Here is a 19,889-nt window from a genome sequence, read left to right as displayed (position 1 = left end):
CCCAGCAACAGGGAAAATGCTCTAATTTCCGCATGGGTCTGCTTTCAGGGAAGCGAGCGCTGGTTACGGGTGGCGCAAGAAGAATTGGCCGCGCAATCGCGCTGGAGCTGGCGCGTGCGGGTGCGGATGTCACTATCACCTACCGGGAGTCTGCCGCCGAGGCGGAGCATGTGGTCTCGGAGATTCGGACGTCAGGCGTTGCGGCCTATGCTCTCTCCTGCGATCTGCGTCTTCCGCAAAGCGTGCGAGAGGCGGTACATCAGACGGCGGAGACGATGGGCGGACTGGACCTGCTGGTGAATAACGCCGGACGCTTTGAGACCGCTGCCCTTGAGCACCTTACGGTCGAGCAATGGGATGCCATGGCCGAGACCAATACGCGTGGGCCATTCCTCGTGGCGCAGGCGGCGTTTCCATATTTGAAAGCCAGTCATGGACGCATCGTGAACATCGGTTCGCTTGGCGGACTGCATCCCTGGGCGACGCACGCGCATTACTGCACCTCCAAGGCTGCGTTGCACATGTTGAGCCAGACGATGGCCAAAGCCTGGGCGCCGGAGATCAGTGTGAACTGCGTCGCTCCGGGAATGATTGTCTTTGGCGAGTTGGAAGCTGAGTACCAGCACTTTGCTGAACGTACGCCGATGAAGCGCAATGGGAGCGCCGAAGAGGTAGCCGCCGCAGTGCTTTTCTTCGCGACTGGCCCGCATTTCATCACAGGACAGTTGATCAGCGTTGACGGTGGACTGTCGCTGTAAAGGCGAGTTGCTGGTTGCTAGGGTGTATCCACAAAATAGGGATCGCCGATGCACCGGGTGCCCCATTCACCGGGGCCCCCGACGAACGTGTTCGTTGGGGTGGTCACGCGAAGCGTGAGCGGGAAATTCGAGCTTTGCTCGAACAGTCTTTATCTGTAATGTCGAAGCGGCCTCGGATGTCAAAACCGATTCGAGCTGCGCTCGAACATCCCACCCATTGCTTCGCAATGGATGGGGCACCCAGTTCGGGGACTGCTTTAGAGCATTTTCCCTGTTGCTGGGTATCCCGGAAGGGCGTTCAGCGGCGTTTTCATTGCGGAAAACGCCATAGATGCTGATGCTCTGGACTACACCTACAGGGAAAATGCTCCTAGCGGCGGAGCAGTTTATCGAACCAGGATTTCTTCGGCTGTAAGTCGCCGTAGATGCCGATTGGTTCCGGCTGCTCTCCGAGCTGCTTTCCGTAGAAGATGCGCCTCGGGTTCTCGACGCAGAGGCGGCGAGCAGTTTCGGCGCCGTACATCTCTTCAATGGTATCGGTCGCTTGGCGCATCTTGGGAGGCCTGCTGGAGACGTTATGTGCGTCGGTCGCGATGACGTGAACCCAGTTATCCGCCAGCATGCGCGAGGCCAGGGCTTGTGCCAGGCGACCGAAACGGCCGATGACAGAACCTGCCGTGACCTGGATCAGAAGACCTCCGCGGATCCAGTTCTTCATCCGGTCCGGGTTGCGCTGTAGCGTAGCGTTGCGCTCCGGGTGCGTAAGGATGGGCGTCAGGCCGGCGAGCTGCAGCTGGTAGAAGGTTTCGGTCAGACCAACGGGGATGCCTTCATCGGGAAGTTCTACCAGGAGATATCCGTTGCCGTTGATGCTGTATTTGGCAGGGTTCACCTTGGCGTCCTCGATGTTGTCATACGTCATGTGGAAGTCGCAGCCGAGTCCGAAAGTGATCTTGTCGCCATCGCCGGTGCGATGCAGCTCTTGCCTGATATCGTTCAGGCGCGCGTTGTTGATCTCCGGATCGAAACGATACCGGTGATTGGCATGCGGCGTACACACAATGTGGGTAATGCCATCTTCGATGGCCATGCGCGTCATGTTGAGCGAATCTTCCAGCGTTCGCGCACCATCGTCGAGACCATAGAGCAGATGATGATGAAGATCGATCATTCTGAAGTGCTCAGCCTATCATCTGGCGGCAAGCGCCGACACCATGTTCTGGAACAGTTTCAAACCATCGGCGGAGCCGAGCATTGCCTCGCTGGAGCGATCCGGATGCGGCATCAGGCCGAGCACATTGCGTCCTTCAGAGAGGACGCCGGCAATGTTCTTCAGCGAGCCGTTAGGATTTGCTTCCGGAGTGACCAGGCCTTCGGGAGTGGCATAACGGAAGGCGATGCGATTCTGCTTTTCAAGCTGAGTCAGCGTCGCCTCATCGCAGAAGTAATTGCCTTCCATGTGGCCGACCGGCATCTGCAGCACCTCTCCTTGAGAAAGGGAAGCGGTAAACGGCGAGTCGGTCGTCTCGGTCCGCAGGTGAACCTGTTTACAGATGTACTTCAGGCCGGCGTTGCGCATCAGCGCGCCCTGCAGCAGACCGCTCTCGGTCAGAATCTGGAAGCCGTTGCAGATGCCCATCACCAGGCCGCCGTTCGCCGCGAACTTCTTCACGGCGCCCATCACCGGGGCGAAGTGGGCGATGGCTCCGGTGCGGAGGTAGTCGCCATAGGCGAAGCCTCCCGGCACAAGGATGGCATCGCAGCCCTGCAGATCGGTCGACTCATGCCACAGGAAGGTCACCGGCTGATGCGCGACGGCGTCGAGCACGTTGTAGGTATCGTGGTCGCAGTTCGATCCGGGGAAGACGAGGACGCCAAACTTCATGACTTAATTGTAGCTGTTTCGGAGAATTCCTTTGGAGAAGAGGGAGGAGAGCGCTATAAAGTTGTACATACAACTTTATAGGTCAGGAGTCGTCATGCGCAAATTTCTTCTCGTCCTCGTGCTTCTTGCCGGTTGGGGAAGCTTGCATTCCCAGTCTCCCATTTCCCAGACACCCGTGAAACCCACCTGTATTCTGGTGAACCTCACAGTTAAGCCGGAGATGAGGTCGAAGGTAGCTCCCGTTATGCAGCAGGAGGTGATGGATACCGTCCAGGCTTATCTCGACGGCAAGATCCTGCAGTGGTATTCGCGTGCCGATGGCACAGGCGTCGTCTTTCTGTTAAACGCCACCAGTGTGGACGAGGCCAAGGGCATTATGGGCGCGCTGCCATTGGATAAGGCCGGCCTTGTCGATCTCCAGTTCACGCCGCTCGCGCCGCTGCAGCCACTCAAACGCCTTCTGGGGAGCAGGCAGTGACGGCTCTTCCAGAGCTTCCGTGCGCCTGCATGTCTGCCCGCCGGCTGGCGAGAGTCTTGACGCGTCTGTATGCCGAAGAGATGGCGGGCCACATGGAGCCGGCGCAGTTCGGCCTGCTGCAAATGATGGAGCATATGCCGCTTTGTACGCAGGCTGGTCTTGCCCATGCTCTGTGCATGGATAAAACCACTGTCTCGCGCGACATCGCCGTGATGAAAAAACGCGGCTGGGTGGAGGGTGGACGTGGCGGATTGCGCGTCACCTCTGTCGGCCGGCGACTTCTGGCCGACACGATGCCGCATTGGCAGCGGGCACAGAAACGTCTCCGCAAAGCGCTGGGTGACGAGGAGTGGCAGGCTCTGTTTGCCGCAATGCGTGCCGTCAGCTACGAGGCTTCGGCATAGGCTGTCCGGATAGCTCCCGCCAGGCGATTGCTATCGACGTACTTCGGTTTGAGCTCGGCGGTCAGCGTGGATGTCACCTCTTCCAGAGACTTCCCTTGCCGCTTCAGCGCCGTGGTGCGGTCACGCACGGTGGTCAGCAGAGACTGATAGCCGGTGATATAACTCATGTCTCCGATCGGCCCATGGCTGGGAACTACGATGGACGGTTTCAGGGAGGCAAAGGTCTGCAGGCTGGCCAGCCACTGCTTCACGCTGGAGTCGGGGCTGGCGAATGACGGCAACCCCTTCATGGCGACGTCGCCTGAAAACAGGACCCGTTCGGCCGGTACCCAGATTGCGGTGTCTCCGCGAGTATGGTTCGGCCCCATGGCCAGAATGCGGACAGCAACGCCGCCCAGATCGAGATCGTACGATTTGTCGAAATGAATATCTGCGGTGCGGAAATTTGCTCCGGTAAGCAGTTCGGCATTCGTTGTGCTACGGGCGATGAAGGTGTTGGCCATGCTCAGGCCGTACTGGGCAATGTCCTTTTCCTGGTCGACCGAGCGAATCATCTTGGTCTGTGGAGGAAAGGCTTCGGCGCCGAGATCGTGCTCGGGATGCACGTGTGTGGTCACCAGATAAATCTGGTGTCCGGGGGCAAGCTTCTGAGCTTCGGCTGCGACGGTCTTGCCATTTCGCGGACCCATTCCGGTGTCGATGACCAGGACCGCGCGGGAACCGACGACGAAGCCGATATTCGGCACGCCCGGCGTTGTGTCTTTGTCTTCAATCGCGTAGGTATGAGTGGTCAGCTTGCGCGTTTCGCCGCTTGGAATCATCGGCGGTTTAGGCGCACCGGCCTGCGCTATGGCGAAGGAACCAGGGATGCCGCACAGGGCGATACACAGGGAAAGGGAAAAGGGCTTCACGGTGGCACACTCCTGGAACCAAGAGATGCCTGCCATGATAGCCCTTAGAGTTGACTAGAGCCTTTTTCCTGTTGCTGGGTATCCCGGAAGAAGAGTGCAGCGGCGTTTTCATTGCGGAAAACGCCCATAGATGCGGAAGCCCGACACCACACCTACAGGGAAAATGCTCTAGCTGTCCTTGCGGTAGAGCAGGTTCTTGATGGAGGCGCGCCGGGCCTCATTGACTTCGGCCTCGTAGCGGACCTGATCGGCATCCTTCGGGCCTTTGTTGGCTGCAGCCTCTTCCATCTCGAATGCGGTACAGGCTGGGCAGTGGTTCGCGAAGCCGGGCTTGTCGGGCTTCAGCTCAAATTCTTCCTCACAGAGTGCACAGATTTTTTTCGGCCAGGGCATAACGACATCCATGCTAATGGACGTACGAGCGGTGGAAAGGTTGATTGTCCCGCCATTTTGCGATGTCCGTCCCGCGGACCGGCTGCCGATTTGGACCGCATCTTTTCACCCGCGCGCCGGGGGGAGCATCCTAGGTATCTGATGACATGGTCAGTGGAGGTCAGGGGTGGCCGAATTTGATCGGGAGAATGCACTGAAGACGGCCGGCGGAGCCCTGGTGGCGTGGTGGCGTGCCACGACACTCGATGCGCTGATCGTCGGGGCACTGTGGTGGCTCGGACTTACCCTCATCGGGGTTCCGCTGGCTCCGCTGTGGGGTATGCTCGGCGGCCTGCTGCAGTTCATTCCCAACTTCGGTCCGGTACTCAGCGTCTGCGGCCCAGCGCTGGCGCTCCTCTTTACCGACAAGGATTGGTATAGCTACTGCTGGCTGCTTGGTCTTTACGGTGCGATCGCCGCTATCGATGGCCTGTTGATCCAACCCTATCTGCTGAAGCGGACGGCACGCGTCCCCTGGTGGGCAGCCTTTTTCGGGCCGATTGTGCTTGGCATCATCATCCCCTTCTGGGGAGTGTTGCTGGCTCCGCCACTGCTGGCCGTTATCTACGCGTTTCGGAAGCCGAAGGCGAACTAGGCGACTACGCACGCCTTCGTTGTCCCATTCTTCGCAGGTTTTATCGCGAGCGGAGCGAGATTGTTTTTCCTTATGACGACATGGGGAGAGAAGCAGATTTCTTCGCTCCCCATGTCGCTACGAAATGACAAACAAAAAAAGGCGGTTGCCCGCAGCGCGATACCCCACACTAAACCGCAGCGAACAAGTTCGCCGGGGACCCCATTCTTTCGCTTAGCAGCAAAGAATGGCGCAACGAGAGAGTCGACTCTCCTATTTGCTAACGTTTGCGATTCGACTCGCGGATGCGCCGGATCTCCTCCATGCGCTGCGCCAGCAGCTTTTCACGGCCGTCCTGCGTGGGATGGTAGTAGCGGCGGTTCGCGAGAGAAGGAGGCAGGCAATCCATATCGGCCACCTTACCTTCGACGTCATGGGCGTACTGATAATCCTTACCGTAATCGAGCGACTTCAGCAGTGATGTAGGAGCATTGCGAAGGTGCAGCGGCACGGGTTCAGCGGCCGTGCGCTGGATATCCTGCTGTATCGCGCCCCATGCGGTGTAGACGGCATTCGACTTTGGAGCCAGGGCGAGGTAGGTCACGGCCTGGGCGAGTGCAAGCTCACCTTCGGGAGAACCGAGGAAGTGCATGGCATCACGCGCTGAAAGGCAGAGATTGAGCGCTTCCGGCGCCGCCAGGCCGATATCTTCGACCGCCATACGGACCACCCTGCGAGCCACATACATCGGGTCCTCGCCGGCGGCGAGCATTCGGCCAAGCCAGTACAGTGACGCATCGGCGTCAGAGTTCCGCACCGACTTGTGCAGCGCCGAGATCAGGTCGTAGTGCTGTTCGCCGCTCTTGTCATAGAGCAGCACGCGCTGCTGCAGGGCATCGGTGACTAACGCCTCTGTCAGTTCATTCTGTTTACGCGAGGCTGCCAGCTTTGCGGCGACCTCCAGCGCATTCAGGGCATACCGGGCGTCTCCGCTGGAGTAGCTGGCGAGCGTAGCCATTGCCGCATTGTCTGCTGCCAGGCCCAGCTTGCCGAGGCCTCGCTCCTGGTCGTGCAGCGCACGTTGCAGCAGACTGATGATTTGCGGCTGCGTGAGCTGCTGCAGGGTGTAGACACGGCAACGGGAGAGCAGTGCAGCATTAATTTCAAAGGAAGGGTTTTCGGTTGTCGCGCCGATCAGGCGGATAGAACCGCGCTCGACGTAGGGCAGAAAGGCATCTTGCTGTGCCTTGTTGAAGCGATGAATCTCGTCGATAAAGAGGATCGTGCGCGAGCCCATCTGGGCGGCTTTCTCCGCGTCAGCCATCACCTGCTTGATCTCCTTGATGCCGGAGAGCACCGCCGAAAATTCGATGAAGGTGGCCTGCGTCACGCGTGCGATGATCTTCGCCAGTGTCGTCTTACCGACTCCGGGCGGCCCCCACAGGATGATGGAGGCGGCATCGTCCTGCTCGATCTGGGTGCGCAGCGGCTTGCCGGGGGCAAGTAGATGTTCCTGGCCGGTGAATTCATCCAGCGTGCGCGGGCGCATGCGTTCGGCCAAGGGAGCACGTGCCATGCCGGTGTCCTGCACCATCGGAGATACATCAAAGAGTCCCATGCTCTACTGCTCACCCGCGCGTTGCCGCGCTGCTTCATAGAGAAGGATGCTGCCTGCCACGGCGGCGTTCAGGCTTTCTGTCGGCCCCGGCGTCGGGATGGTAATGCGTTCATCGGCGAGACCCAGCATTGCGGCCGAAAGCCCCGCGCCTTCATTGCCCAGAAGAATGGCGCAAGGTTCTACCAGGCCCGCTTTGGTTGCCGGTATACCGTCTGCGGGGACAGCCGCGAGGATACGGACTCCGTTACGACGCAGCAGGTCGATGGTTGCTGTATCCCCGGCAATTATCGGCAGCCGCAGCGCCGACCCGGCGGAGGCACGCAGCGCTTTCTGGTTCCAGGGCGATACGGTTCCCGGAAGTGTCACCACGCCGGTGGCTCCGAAGGCCTCTGCCGTGCGGATCAGAGTGCCAAGGTTGCCTGGATCCTGAAGAGCTTCGGTAATGACGATCAGCGGCTTGCCGCCCAACAGCGCCTCGGGGGAGTATCGGGGGGGAGTAATCAAAGCGGCAACCCCCTGCGGGGTCTCTGTTGCTGAAACAAAAGCATCCTTTGCGACGGTGATGACCTCCAAGGTCGGAGGCAGAACAAAGGATGCAGGAAGGATTCGGTCTTCTCGCAGGAAGATGGACTTTATGTCCAAGCCGCTGCGAAGAGCCTCCTCCAGCAGGTGCTCGCCCTCTATACCGATATATCCGCCTGAGAGCCGGACTTGTCCATCCAGGGCGGCTCGAAGCTGTTTCAAATGGGAATTCGTTCGGCTGGTAATCAGGACAGGCATCAGATTTTAAACATTTTAAAGCCTTGGGGATGAGAGACTAGGGCAACTTTAGACGTGACATTCGACCTACTGCACTCCTCACACGGGAGATTTTTAGTGCGTTTGTAGTTCAAAAACAAAAAGAACACGTCCAAGAAGCTCATGAAGGAGCTCCATGCAAGGAAACAAACTCGCCGTCTCTGGTACGGCGATATCCCCGCGTCCTGTACCTCCCGTGAGGTGGCATGACGACAGTCCTCGCGACGCATACGAAGCGTTCTACGTGGTTCTCCCGCCTTCGGGACAGTTTCGATTCTCCGGTCAGGCTCCTGCCCGCCATCGTCTTCTTTGCTCTGGCGATTCGGCTGATCGTTGCTGTATTCACCGCCGGCGATATTGCCAAACCAACGCCCGATCACGGTGATTTTGGCGCCGAGATGGGATGGGTTGCGCGCAGCCTCTTCTTCGGCCATGGCTTCAGCGCACCCTTCCTTCCGTTGACCGGGCCCACAGCCCTGGTTCCACCTCTCTATCCGTACCTGATGGCCGGTGTCTTTCGCCTGTTCGGGCTCTATACGCTGCAGGCTGCCCATGCATTGCTGGCAATCAACAGTCTTTTCTCCGCGCTGACCTGCATTCCGGTCTATTTCAGTGTTCGTAATGTCGCAGGTCAGCGAGCGGCGCGCTGGGCTGCGTGGGGTTGGGCTCTCTATCCTTTCGCCATCTATTTCTCCGCGTCCCAGGTCTGGGACTACGCTTTAACCTCGCTGCTTTTTGCCTGCTGCTTCTGGGCGGCACAGGTGCTGCATCGTGCTCACCGGTCGATCGGCTGGGCTGCTTTCGGTGTGCTCTTCGGGATTACGCTGCTTTCAAATCCTTCAGTTTTGACTTCGCTTCCGTTTCTGCTCCTGTTTGCCGGCTGGCGTGTACGCCGCGAGGGCGGACCATGGATCCGTCGTATGGCAGTTACGGTGCTGGCCACGATCGTCGTTGTCCTGCCCTGGTCGATCCGCAATCAGCGTGTCCTGCATACGGCCGTGCCCTTGCGCGATGGTTTCTGGCTCGAGTTCTATGCTGGCAACCATGGAGACACCTCGGTTACCAATCCTCCTGCAGCGCATCCGGCAAGTGATGCCTATGAGATGAAGAAGTGGATCGAGATGGGAGAGACGGCATATCTGGCGGAAAAGCACGATCTCTCGGTACATTTCGTCCGTCAACATCCTCGCTATTTCGCGGCTGTCACTGTACGCAGAGCTCTGCGTTACTGGACCAGCTTCTGGAGCTTCGATCGTGCTTATCTGAAGCGCGAACCCTTCGATATCCCGAACTGGTTCTTTTGCACTGGTCTCACGCTGCTGATGGTGCGCGGTATCCGCCGCTGGCTGCGACAGGACTGGCGTTCGGTCATGCCGTACCTCGCGCTCATCGTGCTGTTTCCTATCCCGTATTACCTGACGCATGCTTCGATGGATTATCGTCAGCCCATCGAGCCGCAGATTCTGGCTCTCGTCATCGTAGGCCTGGTAGGAATGCAGCCACAGGAAAGCTACGTGGCCGAAGATGAGGATGCATTCGCCGTCGACGTGGAGCTTCAGCCGGCCAACTGAATCGCTTGTTATCGGTGGCAGAGGAAGGCAGAGAAGTCTTCCTCCGCCATCGCGGGATCAGCTTTTTGAATGCCTGCCGGGTTTTGCTGCGATAGTCTCCAGGTGGGCATACAACGCGGTACGGGCGTCATGAAGAGCATCGAGAGAGCGTTCCAGCCTGGTAATCATCACGCCTCCCTCCAGGGTAGAGATGAGGATGTTCGCCGTGATCTTCGGGGAAGTAGTACTCGCGATCTCCGCGCTGCGTATGCCATCTTCCACAATTCCCATCAGGCGCTGCTGCCAGCTTTGCAGCGTCTTTTTTGCCAGCTCACGCAACGCCGGGTTGCCGTCGTCACAATCTGTGGCGGTATTCAGCAAAGGGCAGCCTCCTGAAACCGGCGCCCGGACTTCAATGAAGTTATCGATGATGTGCCGCAGTTTGCCGAGGGCGGTCGGAACTTCATCCAGTCCTCGCAGACGGGCCTTCAGCACGGCATTCCAGGCGAACTTGAACGATTCCATCGCAAGCTCCTCCTTGCTGCTGAAGTGGCGATAGATGCCGCCCTTTTCCAGGCCGGTGGCCTCCATCAGCTGCGACATGGTGGCTCCCTCGTAGCCATATGCATTGAACACGGGGGCTGCCTGGGCAATGATGCGTTCGCGCGTCTGCTGGCCTTTTTTCATTTGAATCGTTCTCCTGCGCGGCTCCATCTTATCTCTACGCGAGACCGTTCGGTCTCATATTTTTGGATGCCAAAAGAGACCGATCGGTCGCATAGGGGGGATGCAGGCGTGACAGAGAACCGAAGGCAGGTGAATCCATGGGTGGTGGCGCTGACTGTAACCATTGCGACCTTCATGGAACTTCTGGATACTTCCATTGCCAATGTGGCTCTGCCGCACATCGCCGGAGGACTGGGCCGCAGCTTTGACGAGGTGACCTGGATTCTGACGACCTACCTGGTTGCCAATGCTGTCGTTCTGCCGATGTCAGCCTGGCTGAGCCGTGTCTTCGGCCGCAAGACCTACTACATGCTCTGTGTGGCGCTCTTCACGGTGACCAGCTTCTTCTGCGGTATCGCACCAAGCCTGAATGTGATCCTGATCGCGCGTGTGCTGCAGGGAATTGCAGGCGGTGGCCTTGCCCCGGTGGAGCAGGCGATTCTGGTCGACACGTTCCCGCCGGCGAAGCGGGCCAGCGCCTTTGCGCTTTATACCGTTGCCATCGTCACGGCGCCGGCAATCGGTCCCGTCCTTGGCGGATGGATCACCGATAACTTCAACTGGCGTTGGGTTTTCTTCATCAACATCCCCATTGGAGCGCTGAGTCTGTTTCTGACGGAGCGTTTTGTGCACGATCCTCCAGCCTTTGAGGAAGACCGCCGCAAGCTAAAGGCGCAGGGCGGCGGCAAGGTAGATGGCGTCGGTATTGCGCTGATCGGTATCGGCTCGGCTGCGCTTGAGCTGGTACTCGATCGTGGCCAGATCGACGACTGGTTTGGCAGCAGAACGATCACCTGGCTGTTTGCCATTGCAGTAGTTTGCTGGGGCACTGCGATCTGGTGGGAGTTGCGCACCTCAGATCCCATCGTTGAGTTCCATATGCTCGCAAACCGGAACTTCGCGATTGCCTGCGCCTTTTACTTCATCTTCGGTGTAGGCCTCTTCGCAACAACAACGATGATTCCGCAGATCCTGCAAAGCCTGTACGGATATCGTGCGCTCGACGCCGGTCTGGTGCTTGGTCCGGGAGCGCTTGTGATCACGTTTCTCGCTCCCGTCGCTGCCCAATTGGTGCAGCGCGGATTGGTGCACCCGCGCATGATGATCGGCGCCAGCCTGACTGTCGTCGCGGCTTCGATGTTCTATTACAGCCGTCTGACACTGCAGTCTGACTACTTTCATTACGCCTTTGCCCGCGCCTATCAGGGACTGGGGTATGCCTTTCTCTTCGTCCCGCTCACGGTGCTGGCGTACTCACAGCTCAGGCCTGATCAGAACAACAAAGCGTCGAGCTTGACGAATCTCTTCCGCAACTGGGGTGGAAGCTTCGGCGTCTCCTTTGTCACCACGATGAGCGAGCGGCGGCAGAACTTCCATGAGGATCGCTTGTCAGCATATTTTTCTTCATCCAGCGATGCGCTGCAGCAGAATGTGCGGCAGGTTTCAAACTATCTTCAGGTCCACGGCTACAGCGTCGCAGATGCCACGCGCGGAGCATACGCCCAGCTCTATGCACAGTTTGAGGCGCATACCCGCATGCTCGGCTTTATGGACTGCTTTCGTCTGATGGGTTGGATCACCCTTATCGCCGCTCCTTTGGTGCTTCTGGCAAAACACTTCAAGGTGGGAGGCAAGGCGCCGGCCGGGCATTGAGGCCGGGTGAAGTTCTTAAATACGAAAGAGACTCCCATGCGGGAGTCTCCTTCGTATTTTCGGAGAAGAAGCGACTTACATGTGGGAGTCGGCCGTGGTAGTCGAAGACGCAGACTCGCTGGCATGAATGTCAGCGTTGGCTTGCTTGGTGGCCTTCTTCGCTTCCGCCTTTGCATCCGTGCCGGCCGCTGCGGTGTTCTGGATGGCCTTGCCGAGGCTGACGGCGTTCGAGCCGGTCATCTGCGACTGCAGGCTGGCAAAGGGGATGTTGAGGTTCTGTGCAACGTGCATTGCCGCAACGCAGTTTCCGAGATTCTTGAAGCCTGAGCAGGCGGTCTGAAGATTGCCGCCCGGGATCGAGACACCGCTGTGGCCAAGGGCAGAGGTGAGCGACGAGTTGAGATGCGTGTTGGTCAGAACCGTATCGGGCGATTGCCGGGATGCGTTGACGTTCGCGGAAGCTGCTCCGTTCACACCAACATTGGTGTGGCCGGTACCAGCGTTGGCGCCGACCCCTGCGCCTGTACCGGCGCCAAGCCCACCGGCGCCAAGCGCACCGCCTGAGCCGACACCAGCACCCGCACCGCCGCCGAGACCTACGCCACCGCCAATGGGGTGACCGCGCTGCGCAAAAGCGGCAACACTGAAGAGAAACATGAGGGAGAGAGCAAGAGTATGCGTCCGATATGACTTGTTCATTTTTTTAGTTCCTCCAACACTGAGATCGAAATGCGAATCAGGGAAGGCCGGACGACGAGCCGGGAGATGACCGTCCAGACCGTATACCGGTCCTTTCCGGTTGACCTTGAACCAATGTGTTTGGAACACATCGGAACGGGGGGAGCCAACCTGACAGAACCAGACACAATCGGGCGGAGATAGTTGCAGTTATTTGAAAAGAACAGATCTGTAGAAAGCAATATCGGTTACGGAGGTAACAGCGACAGAGCGAAGAGTTTGCTCTGTGGCAGCGTCTGGGCGATGCGTTTTGACGTCTCACAGGCAACCGAAAAACAGTGCTTGTTGTACTCTGAATGAGTTTCAGAGGGACCGTATTGAGCGCTGACGTTGTTCGTATGCATCCGGATGAGCCGGAACCGGAGGTTGTGGCGTATGTCGCCGAACGCCTGAATCAGGGTGATGTGGTCGGTATACCGACCGATACCTTTTACGGGCTTGCCGTGGATCCCGTTAACCTTCGCGCCGTCGAGCGTATCTATGAGATTAAAAAACGCGCAAAATACAAACCGCTGAGCCTGCTTCTCTCTGAGGTTTCCCAGTCGTATGAACTGGCGCGTGATCTCGATACCGCCTTCGATCGTTTGACGGAGAAGTTCTGGCCCGGTCCTTTGACCATCATCGTGAAAGCCGGCGGTAAATTGCCTTTGCGTGTAACCGCCCATACCGGCAACGTTGCTCTGCGCGTTCCGGAGGCAGCGATTCCGCGCGCCGTTGTCGCCAAACTCGGCCTTCCGATTACAGCAACCGCGGCGAATATGTCAGGACTGCCTGAGTGCACGCACGCCAACTGTGTCCGGGAGCAGATCGGCGATCAGATTCCGCTGATTGTCGATGGTGGGCCCACGGCCCGCACGCTGCCGACGACCATTGTCGACCTCAGCGGCGGCGGTTCATCCTGGATGATTCTGCGCGAAGGCGCGGTTCCTACGCACGAGATCGCGCTTGCACTGCAACGGGCCTGATCGTCGATACTTGCCATGCTTCGTATGATGGAAGCACATGCCTGAGCGAAAACGGCACTTCTGGCGATGGTTGCTGCTCCTGGTTCTATTAGCGGCGCTCTCGTGGTGCGCCTGGGTGTATCGCCAGATTGTGCAGGTCGCGCAGGAGGACCAGGCACAACCGGCTGATGCGATTGCGGTATTTGGCGCGGCCGAGTATGGGGGCCGGCCCTCTCCTGTATTGCATGCCCGGTTGGATAAGGCTGTGGCGCTCTATCGTAGACAGATTGCCCCCATCATCGTGACACTCGGCGGAGGTACGGAGAAGGACTCCGGCCGGACTGAGGGCGGTGTCGGCCGGGATTACCTGCTTGCCCAGGGCGTTCCCTACGAACAGATCATTCCGGAGACGCGCTCCATCGATACAGAACAACAGGTGGAGGTGCTGGCGGAGTTGGCACGCACGCAAAACTGGCGGCATGTGGTGGTGGTCAGTGACGGATCGCACCTCTTTCGTATCCGCGAGCTATGCCGTCAGGCTGGCTTAAATGTGTGGACCTCGCCTCGGTCAATCTACGGACGCATCAGCCCCTGGGACTACCGGATGCGCATTGTGCATGAGATCGTCAGCTATACCGCTGTCCGGCTTCACATTCCCGCCAGCTTCGTGCATCGCTGGTGGATCGGCGCAGAGGACCTTTAAGGATACGGACTCCGGGTGCCCAATGTCCCTCGGGGACATGGGGTAATTCGAGCGAAGCTCGAACCGTTTTACCGCAGCAATCCAATCCCTACTGCAGCTGCAATCGCCGCGATCAACGTCGACAAAAAATTCACCAAATCATTCCCCAGCCAGCCCGCCCGTTCCACGGTTGCCCCAAGCAGCGTATCGAAGAAGAGGCCAAGCACTGCAGCCAGGAAGGCAACCGCCGCCACCTTCGGAGTCAGCAGGAGAGCCCACCAGCCGATCCCGGTCACAATTGCCGCTCCGGCGACACCCGCGAGGGTGCCGACCATCGAGATGGCGCCGTCTGTTCCCGGCGGGACGCGGCGAAATCCAAGCCACGGCTCTCCCCCGAAGACCTGTCCGATCTCGGAAGAGATGGTGTCAGCCGTCGCTTCCGCCAACGCTGCCACACACGCGGCCAGCGATGCGAAGTAGCTGAAGGGGTAGGGAAGCTTGAGAAATTTGCCAAGCAGCCATGCGCCAAGCCAGGTGACAATCAGAGCCGCGGTCGCCAGATTGGCGGCGACCTGCGAGGCGGTTCTCCCATGTTTCGGTTCCGCCAGGCCGGCCCGCTCTTTCTCGGTGCGCCTGACCCGCGTCGCCGCCCAGGTCAGAAGGAACAGCGCCAGTAATGGAGTCAGAGCCGAGTGCAGCAGATTGCTGTTGTAGTCACGGGTCCAGCCGATGAGATCGAAGCAGATCAGCGCTCCCATAAGGCAGCCGCCCAGCGTCGCCGACCGTAGAGCGAAGACTACCATCGCGAAGGCAACGGCAATCGAAAGTGGGCCTGCAACGAAGGCGAATCCTGCTCGTCCAAGACTGAAGACAAAGATGGAATAGCAGGTCAGCAGCAGGGAGCAGGCACAGGCTGCGGTCAGTAACTGCGACTGCAGCCGGTCACGCCATGCGGGGATGGTTTTTCCTGTGATGGAGAGTGTGGTCTGGCTCATGCACCTGTGATTTACAATCGGCTTTGAGCATATCGGACCTCGGTCTGCGTTTGGGAGATGGTTTGGCTTCAGAAGTGCGGTACGGAAAGAAAGTGCTGGCGAAGGCCGGTGCAGTGTTGGCGGCGGCGGCAGCGCTGGTTCCGTTGAGCGGTTGCGGCAATACGTATCGCGCCGTTGTGAGCTCTATCAACCCCGTTGGCCCGGCCTCGCAGCCGCAGAAGCTGCTGGCTGTGGTCTCCGATCCTGGCAGCGGACAGCCAGGTCTCATTACGGTCGTCGATTTCTCCGGCGACACGGTTCTGGCGATTGCGAACATTGCGCCGAAGCCAACGTATTTCGATCTGGCTCCGGCGAGCAACGGCGGTACAGGATACTCGCTGCACGCCAGCTCCAGCGGAACAGTGCTGAATAACTTTGACGTCTCGCCTACGTTGAAGACGAACATCGTGTACTCCACGACATTGTTTTCCAACGCGAATGCGAACTCGCTGTTTGCAACCTCCTCCGGAGCGTTCGTCAGCGAGCTTGGTCGTTCTGCCGTCGGTCAGATCGTTGGTGGTTCGCCGGCTTCGCTGCGCCAGGAGTATGACGTTGCGGCCAATCCGCAGTATGTTGTGGGTCTTACCACGGGCACGCGCTACTACGCGATCAGCCAGGGCTCCGGCGCCACGGGTTCTGTGGCTGCGATTGATACGTCGACCAATACGATCTCTACCTCGATCAACGTCGGCACCCAGCCGGTCTATGGTGTGATGACCGCCGATTCGAAGCGCGTCTTTGTGATGAACAAGGGCAGCAACACGGTTTCGGTGATCAACTCACAGGCCAATACCGCTGACGCCGCGCATCCCACCATTACGGTGGGTACTGCTCCTGTGTGGGCTGATGTTGTCAGCTCCATCAACGAGCTTCTGGTGCTCAACCAGGGTTCCACGACCAGCTCGTTAAGCGTGGTCAACGTCCCGCTCTGCAATGCCAACAGCTCGACCAGCAATCCCAACTGCGACACCAACAATCCGGTGGACGCGGCCGATTTCGGTACGGTTGTAGCGACGGTGCCGCTGGGCACCAACTGTACGCAGGTATCGGCGTTGCAGGATGGAACCCGCGCCTATGTCATGTGCAATGACGATCCCACCGCGCCTGATGCCAGCAACGGTCTTGTCTACGTCGTCAACCTGACCACGAACACCGTCACGGCGAAGGTGAAGGTGGTCGGTCATCCGAACTGGATCACCGCGGTCACCGGCACGCCGAAGGGCAAGGTCTACACCACTGCAAGCGATTCACACTTCCTCACGGTCATCGATACCAGCACCGATACGCGTTATACGACGATCGATATTCTGGGCAACGGGGTTTCAGTCCGCCGCAACGCGCAGTAACGCTCACAAGAAATCGAAAGATCAAGAAGAAGGGCGGCCGATGGCCGCCCTTCTTCTTGTCTTCAATTATTCATTTCTTGAATCATTCAATTATGGCTACATGCCGACCATGATGATCGGTAGTGTCGGCACCTGGGATCCGCCGCGGTTCTCGACGGTCACTCCGAATGCCTTCGCGTTGACCCCCTTCGGCACCTCCGGCAGCACAATGGAGGCGTTGCCGCGCTCGTCGGGCAGGAAGTTGCCGGCAGGGATCGGCGAACGGTCTGTCTCCGCGGGGATGATCCACAGCTCATAGGTCTTGTCAGGAGTCACTGGAGCGATGTTGCTGGCCAGGAAGAGCAGCATGCCACGGTCGGCGCGATAGATTACGCGTCCATTTGGTGATGGAGCGGTCTCCGCTCTGGTGAGAGTGACGCGTTGGGTCGTCTTGTCAGAAAGAGCATCCAGAATCTCGCGTGCCCTGGCCGCGTCTTCTGACAGACTTGCCATCTGCGCCGCATTCATGCGCAGGCTGCGCTGCAGCTCTTCGCGCTGGCGATAGAGATAGTAGCCGCCAAAGGCCAGTCCGGCTGCTACAGCCCATCCTGCCCAGCCAAAGATGATGGTGCCGATGCCTGCTTTACGCGGGGCTTCGTCATATTCATCGAAGCCCGACGCTCCATAGCTGGCGAAGGGAACTGAGCCGTCATGAGCGCCTGCTGGACGCAGTGCCGTTTCAGGCTGAGGCACGACTCGTTTTTCACGGCTGACCTGGGTCATCAGGCGCTGACGCGCCACGACAGGCGGCGTCTGCATCTCTGCCGTATGAGCAAAGGCTGCAAGGTCGCCCTGGATAGTTGCCAGTTCACGGCGGCACTCCTGACAGTGACGCACGTGTGCTTCAACGAGAGCCGTTTCCTCGGGCGTGAGGAATTGCATGGCGTAGAGAGCCAGGTCATCGGCCGATATATGCTTGGGCTCGATCATGCCTGGAAGCTCCTGCGCAGCGAAATCAACGCGCTGCGGATGCGGGTTTTTACGGTGCCGAGAGGATCTCCGGTCATCTCGGAGATCTCCATATGGGTCAGGCCATCGAAGAATGCCATCTCAAGCGTCTTGCGCTGCTCGGCCGGCAGGTTCTGGATCACGGTGCGTGCCTTCTCAATCAGCGCGTTGCGTTCCGCCTCGTCGGCAAGGTTGAAGCCGGAGGAAAGAATGACATCTTCGACCGAATCGGTTGGGCGCCGCCGGCGCAGCGCATCGATGGAGCGATTACGCGCCACCACAGCCAGCCACGCACCGAGCGTGCCCCGTGTCTGCTGAAAGATATCCGGATTGCGCCATATCTGCATGAACACGCCCTGCAACACATCCTCGGCGGCGCCGGGATCCCGCAGGACACGCAATGCAACCGAGTAGACAACCCGGGAGTAGCGGTCGTAGAGCGATGCCATCGCCTGTTCGTCGCCTGACTGAACAAGGGCGAGCAGGGATGCGTCATCGCGCATCTGGATTCCGGACTCGCTCTTCACTTCAGGGTCTCGATACATGAACGATTCAGCAGCTCTTACAGATTTACGTGGGTCTAACCCAGGGGTTTCATGCCATGAAAGCGCCATCAGAACGCTGTTCAAGCATGGCACATCCCGCTCATTCTACAGAGATTCCTGTACTACGCGCAGGAGTTGGCTTGAGTGTACCCTGCCAGAAGTGGCAGCCATAGCAAAACTTCGTTTGGACAAACTCTTGATGGAGCGTTCGCTCGCTCCCAGCCGCGAACGTGCGCAGGCCATGATCATGGCAGGCCGCGTGCTCGTGAATGAGCAGAAGCTTGATAAGCCGGGTGCACCTGTCGCCATCGACTCCACGATTCGCATTCTCGGCGATGATCTCCGTTATGTCAGTCGTGGTGGCCTTAAGCTCGAACACGCCTTGCAGCAGTGGAAGATCGATCTGAGTCATTTGTTTTGCCTGGACGTCGGTGTCTCTACCGGTGGATTTACTGATTGCATGCTGCAACACGGTGCGTCGCATGTTCTCGGTGTCGATACCGGCGCCGGACAGATTGCCGAGAAGCTACGCCAGGACCCGCGTGTCGATCTTCGCGAGCGTACGAATGCGCGCTTGTTGCAGCCTGGCGATCTGCCGGCCGGAATCCGTTTCTTTGCGATGGATGTCTCTTTCATCTCGGCTACGCTCGTATTACCGCCGGTGGTTGGCGCATTGAGGGCTGCTGAGGGGGGCTCGTGGAACGGAGAGGCTGTAGTTTTGGTGAAACCGCAGTTTGAAGCGGGCAGAGAAGCTGTCGGCAAAGGTGGCATCGTTCGCGATGAAACAGCGCAACGCAATGCGATCGAAAAAGTGCGGCAATGTCTCGCCGAGCTTGGAGGAGGCCATCTGGAAGTGATTGATTCCCCCATTCTGGGAGGAGAAGGGAACCGGGAGTTCCTCTTACACGTCGTCTTCGGCTCCGCGAAAGGTACACTGAGCTAGCATGCGCAGGGTTGCCCTTATCTCAAAACCGCAGAAAGCTGAGCTGGAAACCATCATGCCGGAGCTTGCCTCCTGGTTGAAGTCACGGGGCTATGAACCCGTTTTTGACGAGCAGTCCGCGGCGTACGCTCATGCTGGGAAAGGAATGCATCGTGACGAGCTGGCCGCCCTCCACCCGGAACTGGTAGTTGTGCTGGGTGGCGATGGAACACTGCTAAGCGCGGCCCGCGCCTTTGCCAAGACTGCAACTCCGATTCTGAGCGTGAACCTGGGCTCGCTTGGATTTCTGACTGAGATTCCGATTCAGGATCTCTATAAGGCGCTCGAGGCCTGGTGTGTGAACTGTTGCGAGGTTGATCAGCGGAGCATGATGCATGCCGAGCTGTGGAGAGAGGGGAAACCTTTCCACGAGTTCGAGGCGCTGAATGATGTGGTCATCTCCAAGGGCGCGATAGCGCGTATGGGTGACTTCACCATCACGCTGAACGGAAAGCTTGTGGCGACCTTCCGTGCAGACGGAATGATCGTCTCTACGCCGACTGGTTCTACGGCGTACTCGCTCGCGGCCAATGGTCCCATCGTCATGCCGGACGTCAATGCCATGATCGTCAATGCGATCTGTCCGCACCTGCTGACGATCCGCCCGATCGTGGTGCAGGGCGACTCCGAAATTCAGATCAAGGTAGAGGGCATCGCGGACCAGACGTATCTGACCGTGGACGGTCAGGAAGCTGTCGCCCTGGAGGTTGGGGACGAGCTCCACTGCCGCCGCTCGCAGCATGCCGTCCGGTTGATTCAGCAGTACGACACCGGGCTCTTTGATGTCCTGCGCACGAAACTGAAGTGGGGCGTACGTTAGAGTCGCCATTCAGGTGCTGAATTT

The 19,889-nt window shown here is 58.8% G+C and carries 22 protein-coding genes; 11 read left to right on the top strand and 11 right to left on the bottom strand.

Features of this window, described 5'->3' with window-relative positions:
- Positions 1–32 precede the first annotated feature (32 nt).
- Positions 33–758 carry an SDR family NAD(P)-dependent oxidoreductase gene (locus OHL21_RS18325; RefSeq protein ID WP_263418738.1) on the top strand — a complete coding sequence of 242 codons (726 nt, stop codon included), beginning with the start codon at positions 33–35 and terminating at the stop codon, positions 756–758.
- 370 nt (positions 759–1,128) lie between these two features.
- On the opposite strand, the gene OHL21_RS18320 is transcribed toward OHL21_RS18325, so the two are convergent.
- Together OHL21_RS18320 and purQ are read right to left on the bottom strand one after the other, a co-directional pair.
- Entirely contained in the window at positions 1,129–1,929 is an 801-nt protein-coding gene (locus OHL21_RS18320; RefSeq protein WP_263418737.1) for a tyrosine-protein phosphatase, read from the bottom strand.
- Positions 1,930–1,947: 18 nt separating this feature from the next.
- Positions 1,948–2,643 (bottom strand): phosphoribosylformylglycinamidine synthase subunit PurQ, encoded by a 696-nt coding sequence (gene purQ, locus OHL21_RS18315; protein ID WP_263418736.1) that lies wholly within the window; start codon positions 2,641–2,643, stop codon positions 1,948–1,950.
- Between the two features lie 94 nt (positions 2,644–2,737).
- Between purQ and OHL21_RS18310 the strand changes: the two genes are divergently transcribed.
- Together OHL21_RS18310 and OHL21_RS18305 are read left to right on the top strand one after the other, a co-directional pair.
- Positions 2,738–3,121, top strand: coding sequence for a hypothetical protein (locus OHL21_RS18310; RefSeq protein ID WP_263418735.1), 384 nt, complete (start codon positions 2,738–2,740; stop codon positions 3,119–3,121).
- On the top strand, positions 3,118–3,525 hold the full coding sequence (locus OHL21_RS18305) for a MarR family winged helix-turn-helix transcriptional regulator (protein WP_263418734.1): 408 nt from the start codon (positions 3,118–3,120) through the stop codon (positions 3,523–3,525). The genes OHL21_RS18310 and OHL21_RS18305 overlap by 4 nt, the downstream gene beginning before the upstream one ends.
- Here OHL21_RS18305 and OHL21_RS18300 read toward each other — a convergent pair.
- Both OHL21_RS18300 and OHL21_RS18295 read right to left on the bottom strand, forming a co-directional pair.
- On the bottom strand, positions 3,507–4,436 hold the full coding sequence (locus tag OHL21_RS18300; RefSeq protein ID WP_263418733.1) for an MBL fold metallo-hydrolase: 930 nt from the start codon (positions 4,434–4,436) through the stop codon (positions 3,507–3,509). The genes OHL21_RS18305 and OHL21_RS18300 overlap by 19 nt on opposite strands.
- A 168-nt stretch (positions 4,437–4,604) precedes the next feature.
- Positions 4,605–4,829, bottom strand: a complete 225-nt coding sequence (locus tag OHL21_RS18295; protein WP_263418732.1) for a hypothetical protein — start codon at positions 4,827–4,829, stop codon at positions 4,605–4,607.
- A 166-nt stretch (positions 4,830–4,995) separates the two neighbouring features.
- Between OHL21_RS18295 and OHL21_RS18290 the strand changes: the two genes are divergently transcribed.
- Positions 4,996–5,463, top strand: a complete 468-nt coding sequence (locus OHL21_RS18290) for an AI-2E family transporter (RefSeq protein WP_263418731.1) — start codon at positions 4,996–4,998, stop codon at positions 5,461–5,463.
- Between the two features lie 259 nt (positions 5,464–5,722).
- On the opposite strand, the gene OHL21_RS18285 is transcribed toward OHL21_RS18290, so the two are convergent.
- Both OHL21_RS18285 and OHL21_RS18280 read right to left on the bottom strand, forming a co-directional pair.
- Positions 5,723–7,060, bottom strand: a complete 1,338-nt coding sequence (locus OHL21_RS18285; protein WP_263418730.1) for a replication-associated recombination protein A — start codon at positions 7,058–7,060, stop codon at positions 5,723–5,725.
- Between the two features lie 3 nt (positions 7,061–7,063).
- The gene (locus OHL21_RS18280) at positions 7,064–7,804 is read right to left on the bottom strand and encodes a TrmH family RNA methyltransferase (RefSeq protein ID WP_263418729.1); all 741 of its coding nucleotides are present in this window, start codon (positions 7,802–7,804) and stop codon (positions 7,064–7,066) included.
- 260 nt (positions 7,805–8,064) lie between these two features.
- Between OHL21_RS18280 and OHL21_RS18275 the strand changes: the two genes are divergently transcribed.
- Positions 8,065–9,429: an ArnT family glycosyltransferase gene (locus OHL21_RS18275; protein WP_263418728.1), complete on the top strand. Its 1,365-nt coding sequence runs from the start codon at positions 8,065–8,067 to the stop codon at positions 9,427–9,429.
- Positions 9,430–9,486: 57 nt separating this feature from the next.
- On the opposite strand, the gene OHL21_RS18270 is transcribed toward OHL21_RS18275, so the two are convergent.
- Positions 9,487–10,095: a TetR/AcrR family transcriptional regulator gene (locus OHL21_RS18270; RefSeq protein WP_263418727.1), complete on the bottom strand. Its 609-nt coding sequence runs from the start codon at positions 10,093–10,095 to the stop codon at positions 9,487–9,489.
- A 108-nt stretch (positions 10,096–10,203) separates the two neighbouring features.
- Between OHL21_RS18270 and OHL21_RS18265 the strand changes: the two genes are divergently transcribed.
- Positions 10,204–11,787 (top strand): DHA2 family efflux MFS transporter permease subunit, encoded by a 1,584-nt coding sequence (locus OHL21_RS18265; RefSeq protein ID WP_263418726.1) that lies wholly within the window; start codon positions 10,204–10,206, stop codon positions 11,785–11,787.
- A gap of 75 nt (positions 11,788–11,862) precedes the next feature.
- Here OHL21_RS18265 and OHL21_RS18260 read toward each other — a convergent pair whose 3' ends face one another.
- Positions 11,863–12,486, bottom strand: a complete 624-nt coding sequence (locus OHL21_RS18260) for a hypothetical protein (RefSeq protein ID WP_263418725.1) — start codon at positions 12,484–12,486, stop codon at positions 11,863–11,865.
- A gap of 377 nt (positions 12,487–12,863) precedes the next feature.
- Here OHL21_RS18260 and OHL21_RS18255 point away from each other — a divergent pair, with 377 nt between their 5' ends.
- Positions 12,864–13,490, top strand: coding sequence for an L-threonylcarbamoyladenylate synthase (locus OHL21_RS18255; RefSeq protein ID WP_399258949.1), 627 nt, complete (start codon positions 12,864–12,866; stop codon positions 13,488–13,490).
- Positions 13,491–13,527: 37 nt separating this feature from the next.
- Entirely contained in the window at positions 13,528–14,172 is a 645-nt protein-coding gene (locus OHL21_RS18250) for a YdcF family protein (protein ID WP_263418723.1), read from the top strand.
- A 68-nt stretch (positions 14,173–14,240) separates the two neighbouring features.
- Here OHL21_RS18250 and OHL21_RS18245 read toward each other — a convergent pair whose 3' ends face one another.
- Entirely contained in the window at positions 14,241–15,146 is a 906-nt protein-coding gene (locus OHL21_RS18245; RefSeq protein WP_263418722.1) for a DUF92 domain-containing protein, read from the bottom strand.
- A gap of 62 nt (positions 15,147–15,208) precedes the next feature.
- Here OHL21_RS18245 and OHL21_RS18240 point away from each other — a divergent pair, with 62 nt between their 5' ends.
- Positions 15,209–16,531 (top strand): YncE family protein, encoded by a 1,323-nt coding sequence (locus tag OHL21_RS18240; RefSeq protein ID WP_263418721.1) that lies wholly within the window; start codon positions 15,209–15,211, stop codon positions 16,529–16,531.
- A gap of 96 nt (positions 16,532–16,627) precedes the next feature.
- Here the strand turns inward: OHL21_RS18240 and OHL21_RS18235 are convergent, their stop codons facing one another.
- Positions 16,628–17,500, bottom strand: a complete 873-nt coding sequence (locus OHL21_RS18235; RefSeq protein WP_263418720.1) for an anti-sigma factor — start codon at positions 17,498–17,500, stop codon at positions 16,628–16,630.
- Positions 17,497–18,063, bottom strand: coding sequence for an RNA polymerase sigma factor (locus OHL21_RS18230; protein WP_263418719.1), 567 nt, complete (start codon positions 18,061–18,063; stop codon positions 17,497–17,499). Before OHL21_RS18230 ends, OHL21_RS18235 begins: the two co-directional genes overlap by 4 nt.
- Positions 18,064–18,232: 169 nt before the next feature.
- Here OHL21_RS18230 and OHL21_RS18225 point away from each other — a divergent pair, with 169 nt between their 5' ends.
- Both OHL21_RS18225 and OHL21_RS18220 read left to right on the top strand, forming a co-directional pair.
- Positions 18,233–19,006, top strand: coding sequence for a TlyA family RNA methyltransferase (locus OHL21_RS18225; RefSeq protein WP_263418929.1), 774 nt, complete (start codon positions 18,233–18,235; stop codon positions 19,004–19,006).
- 1 nt (position 19,007) lies between these two features.
- A complete protein-coding gene (locus OHL21_RS18220; protein WP_263418718.1) occupies positions 19,008–19,865 on the top strand; it encodes an NAD(+)/NADH kinase in 858 nt (285 codons plus the stop codon).
- Positions 19,866–19,889 lie beyond the last annotated feature (24 nt).

Source organism: Terriglobus albidus, assembly GCF_025685425.1.
In the GTDB taxonomy this organism is placed as follows: Bacteria; Acidobacteriota; Terriglobia; order Terriglobales; family Acidobacteriaceae; genus Terriglobus; species Terriglobus albidus.
The sequence above is the reverse complement of the archived record's forward strand: the minus strand, read 5'-3'. Positions and strand labels throughout refer to the sequence as shown.

Bases quoted from the DNA above. Each gene is read 5' to 3' on its own strand.
- OHL21_RS18325 (WP_263418738.1), top strand. From the start codon at position 33: ATGGGTCTGCTTTCAGGGAAGCGAGCGCTGGTTACGGGTGGCGCAAGA.
- OHL21_RS18320 (WP_263418737.1), bottom strand. From the start codon at position 1,929: ATGATCGATCTTCATCATCATCTGCTCTATGGTCTCGACGATGGTGCG.
- purQ (WP_263418736.1), bottom strand. From the start codon at position 2,643: ATGAAGTTTGGCGTCCTCGTCTTCCCCGGATCGAACTGCGACCACGAT.
- OHL21_RS18310 (WP_263418735.1), top strand. From the start codon at position 2,738: ATGCGCAAATTTCTTCTCGTCCTCGTGCTTCTTGCCGGTTGGGGAAGC.
- OHL21_RS18295 (WP_263418732.1), bottom strand. From the start codon at position 4,829: ATGCCCTGGCCGAAAAAAATCTGTGCACTCTGTGAGGAAGAATTTGAG.
- OHL21_RS18285 (WP_263418730.1), bottom strand. From the start codon at position 7,060: ATGGGACTCTTTGATGTATCTCCGATGGTGCAGGACACCGGCATGGCA.
- OHL21_RS18275 (WP_263418728.1), top strand. From the start codon at position 8,065: ATGACGACAGTCCTCGCGACGCATACGAAGCGTTCTACGTGGTTCTCC.
- OHL21_RS18270 (WP_263418727.1), bottom strand. From the start codon at position 10,095: ATGAAAAAAGGCCAGCAGACGCGCGAACGCATCATTGCCCAGGCAGCC.
- OHL21_RS18260 (WP_263418725.1), bottom strand. From the start codon at position 12,486: ATGAACAAGTCATATCGGACGCATACTCTTGCTCTCTCCCTCATGTTT.
- OHL21_RS18255 (WP_399258949.1), top strand. From the start codon at position 12,864: ATGCATCCGGATGAGCCGGAACCGGAGGTTGTGGCGTATGTCGCCGAA.
- OHL21_RS18250 (WP_263418723.1), top strand. From the start codon at position 13,528: ATGCCTGAGCGAAAACGGCACTTCTGGCGATGGTTGCTGCTCCTGGTT.
- OHL21_RS18245 (WP_263418722.1), bottom strand. From the start codon at position 15,146: ATGAGCCAGACCACACTCTCCATCACAGGAAAAACCATCCCCGCATGG.
- OHL21_RS18235 (WP_263418720.1), bottom strand. From the start codon at position 17,500: ATGATCGAGCCCAAGCATATATCGGCCGATGACCTGGCTCTCTACGCC.
- OHL21_RS18230 (WP_263418719.1), bottom strand. From the start codon at position 18,063: ATGTATCGAGACCCTGAAGTGAAGAGCGAGTCCGGAATCCAGATGCGC.
- OHL21_RS18220 (WP_263418718.1), top strand. From the start codon at position 19,008: ATGCGCAGGGTTGCCCTTATCTCAAAACCGCAGAAAGCTGAGCTGGAA.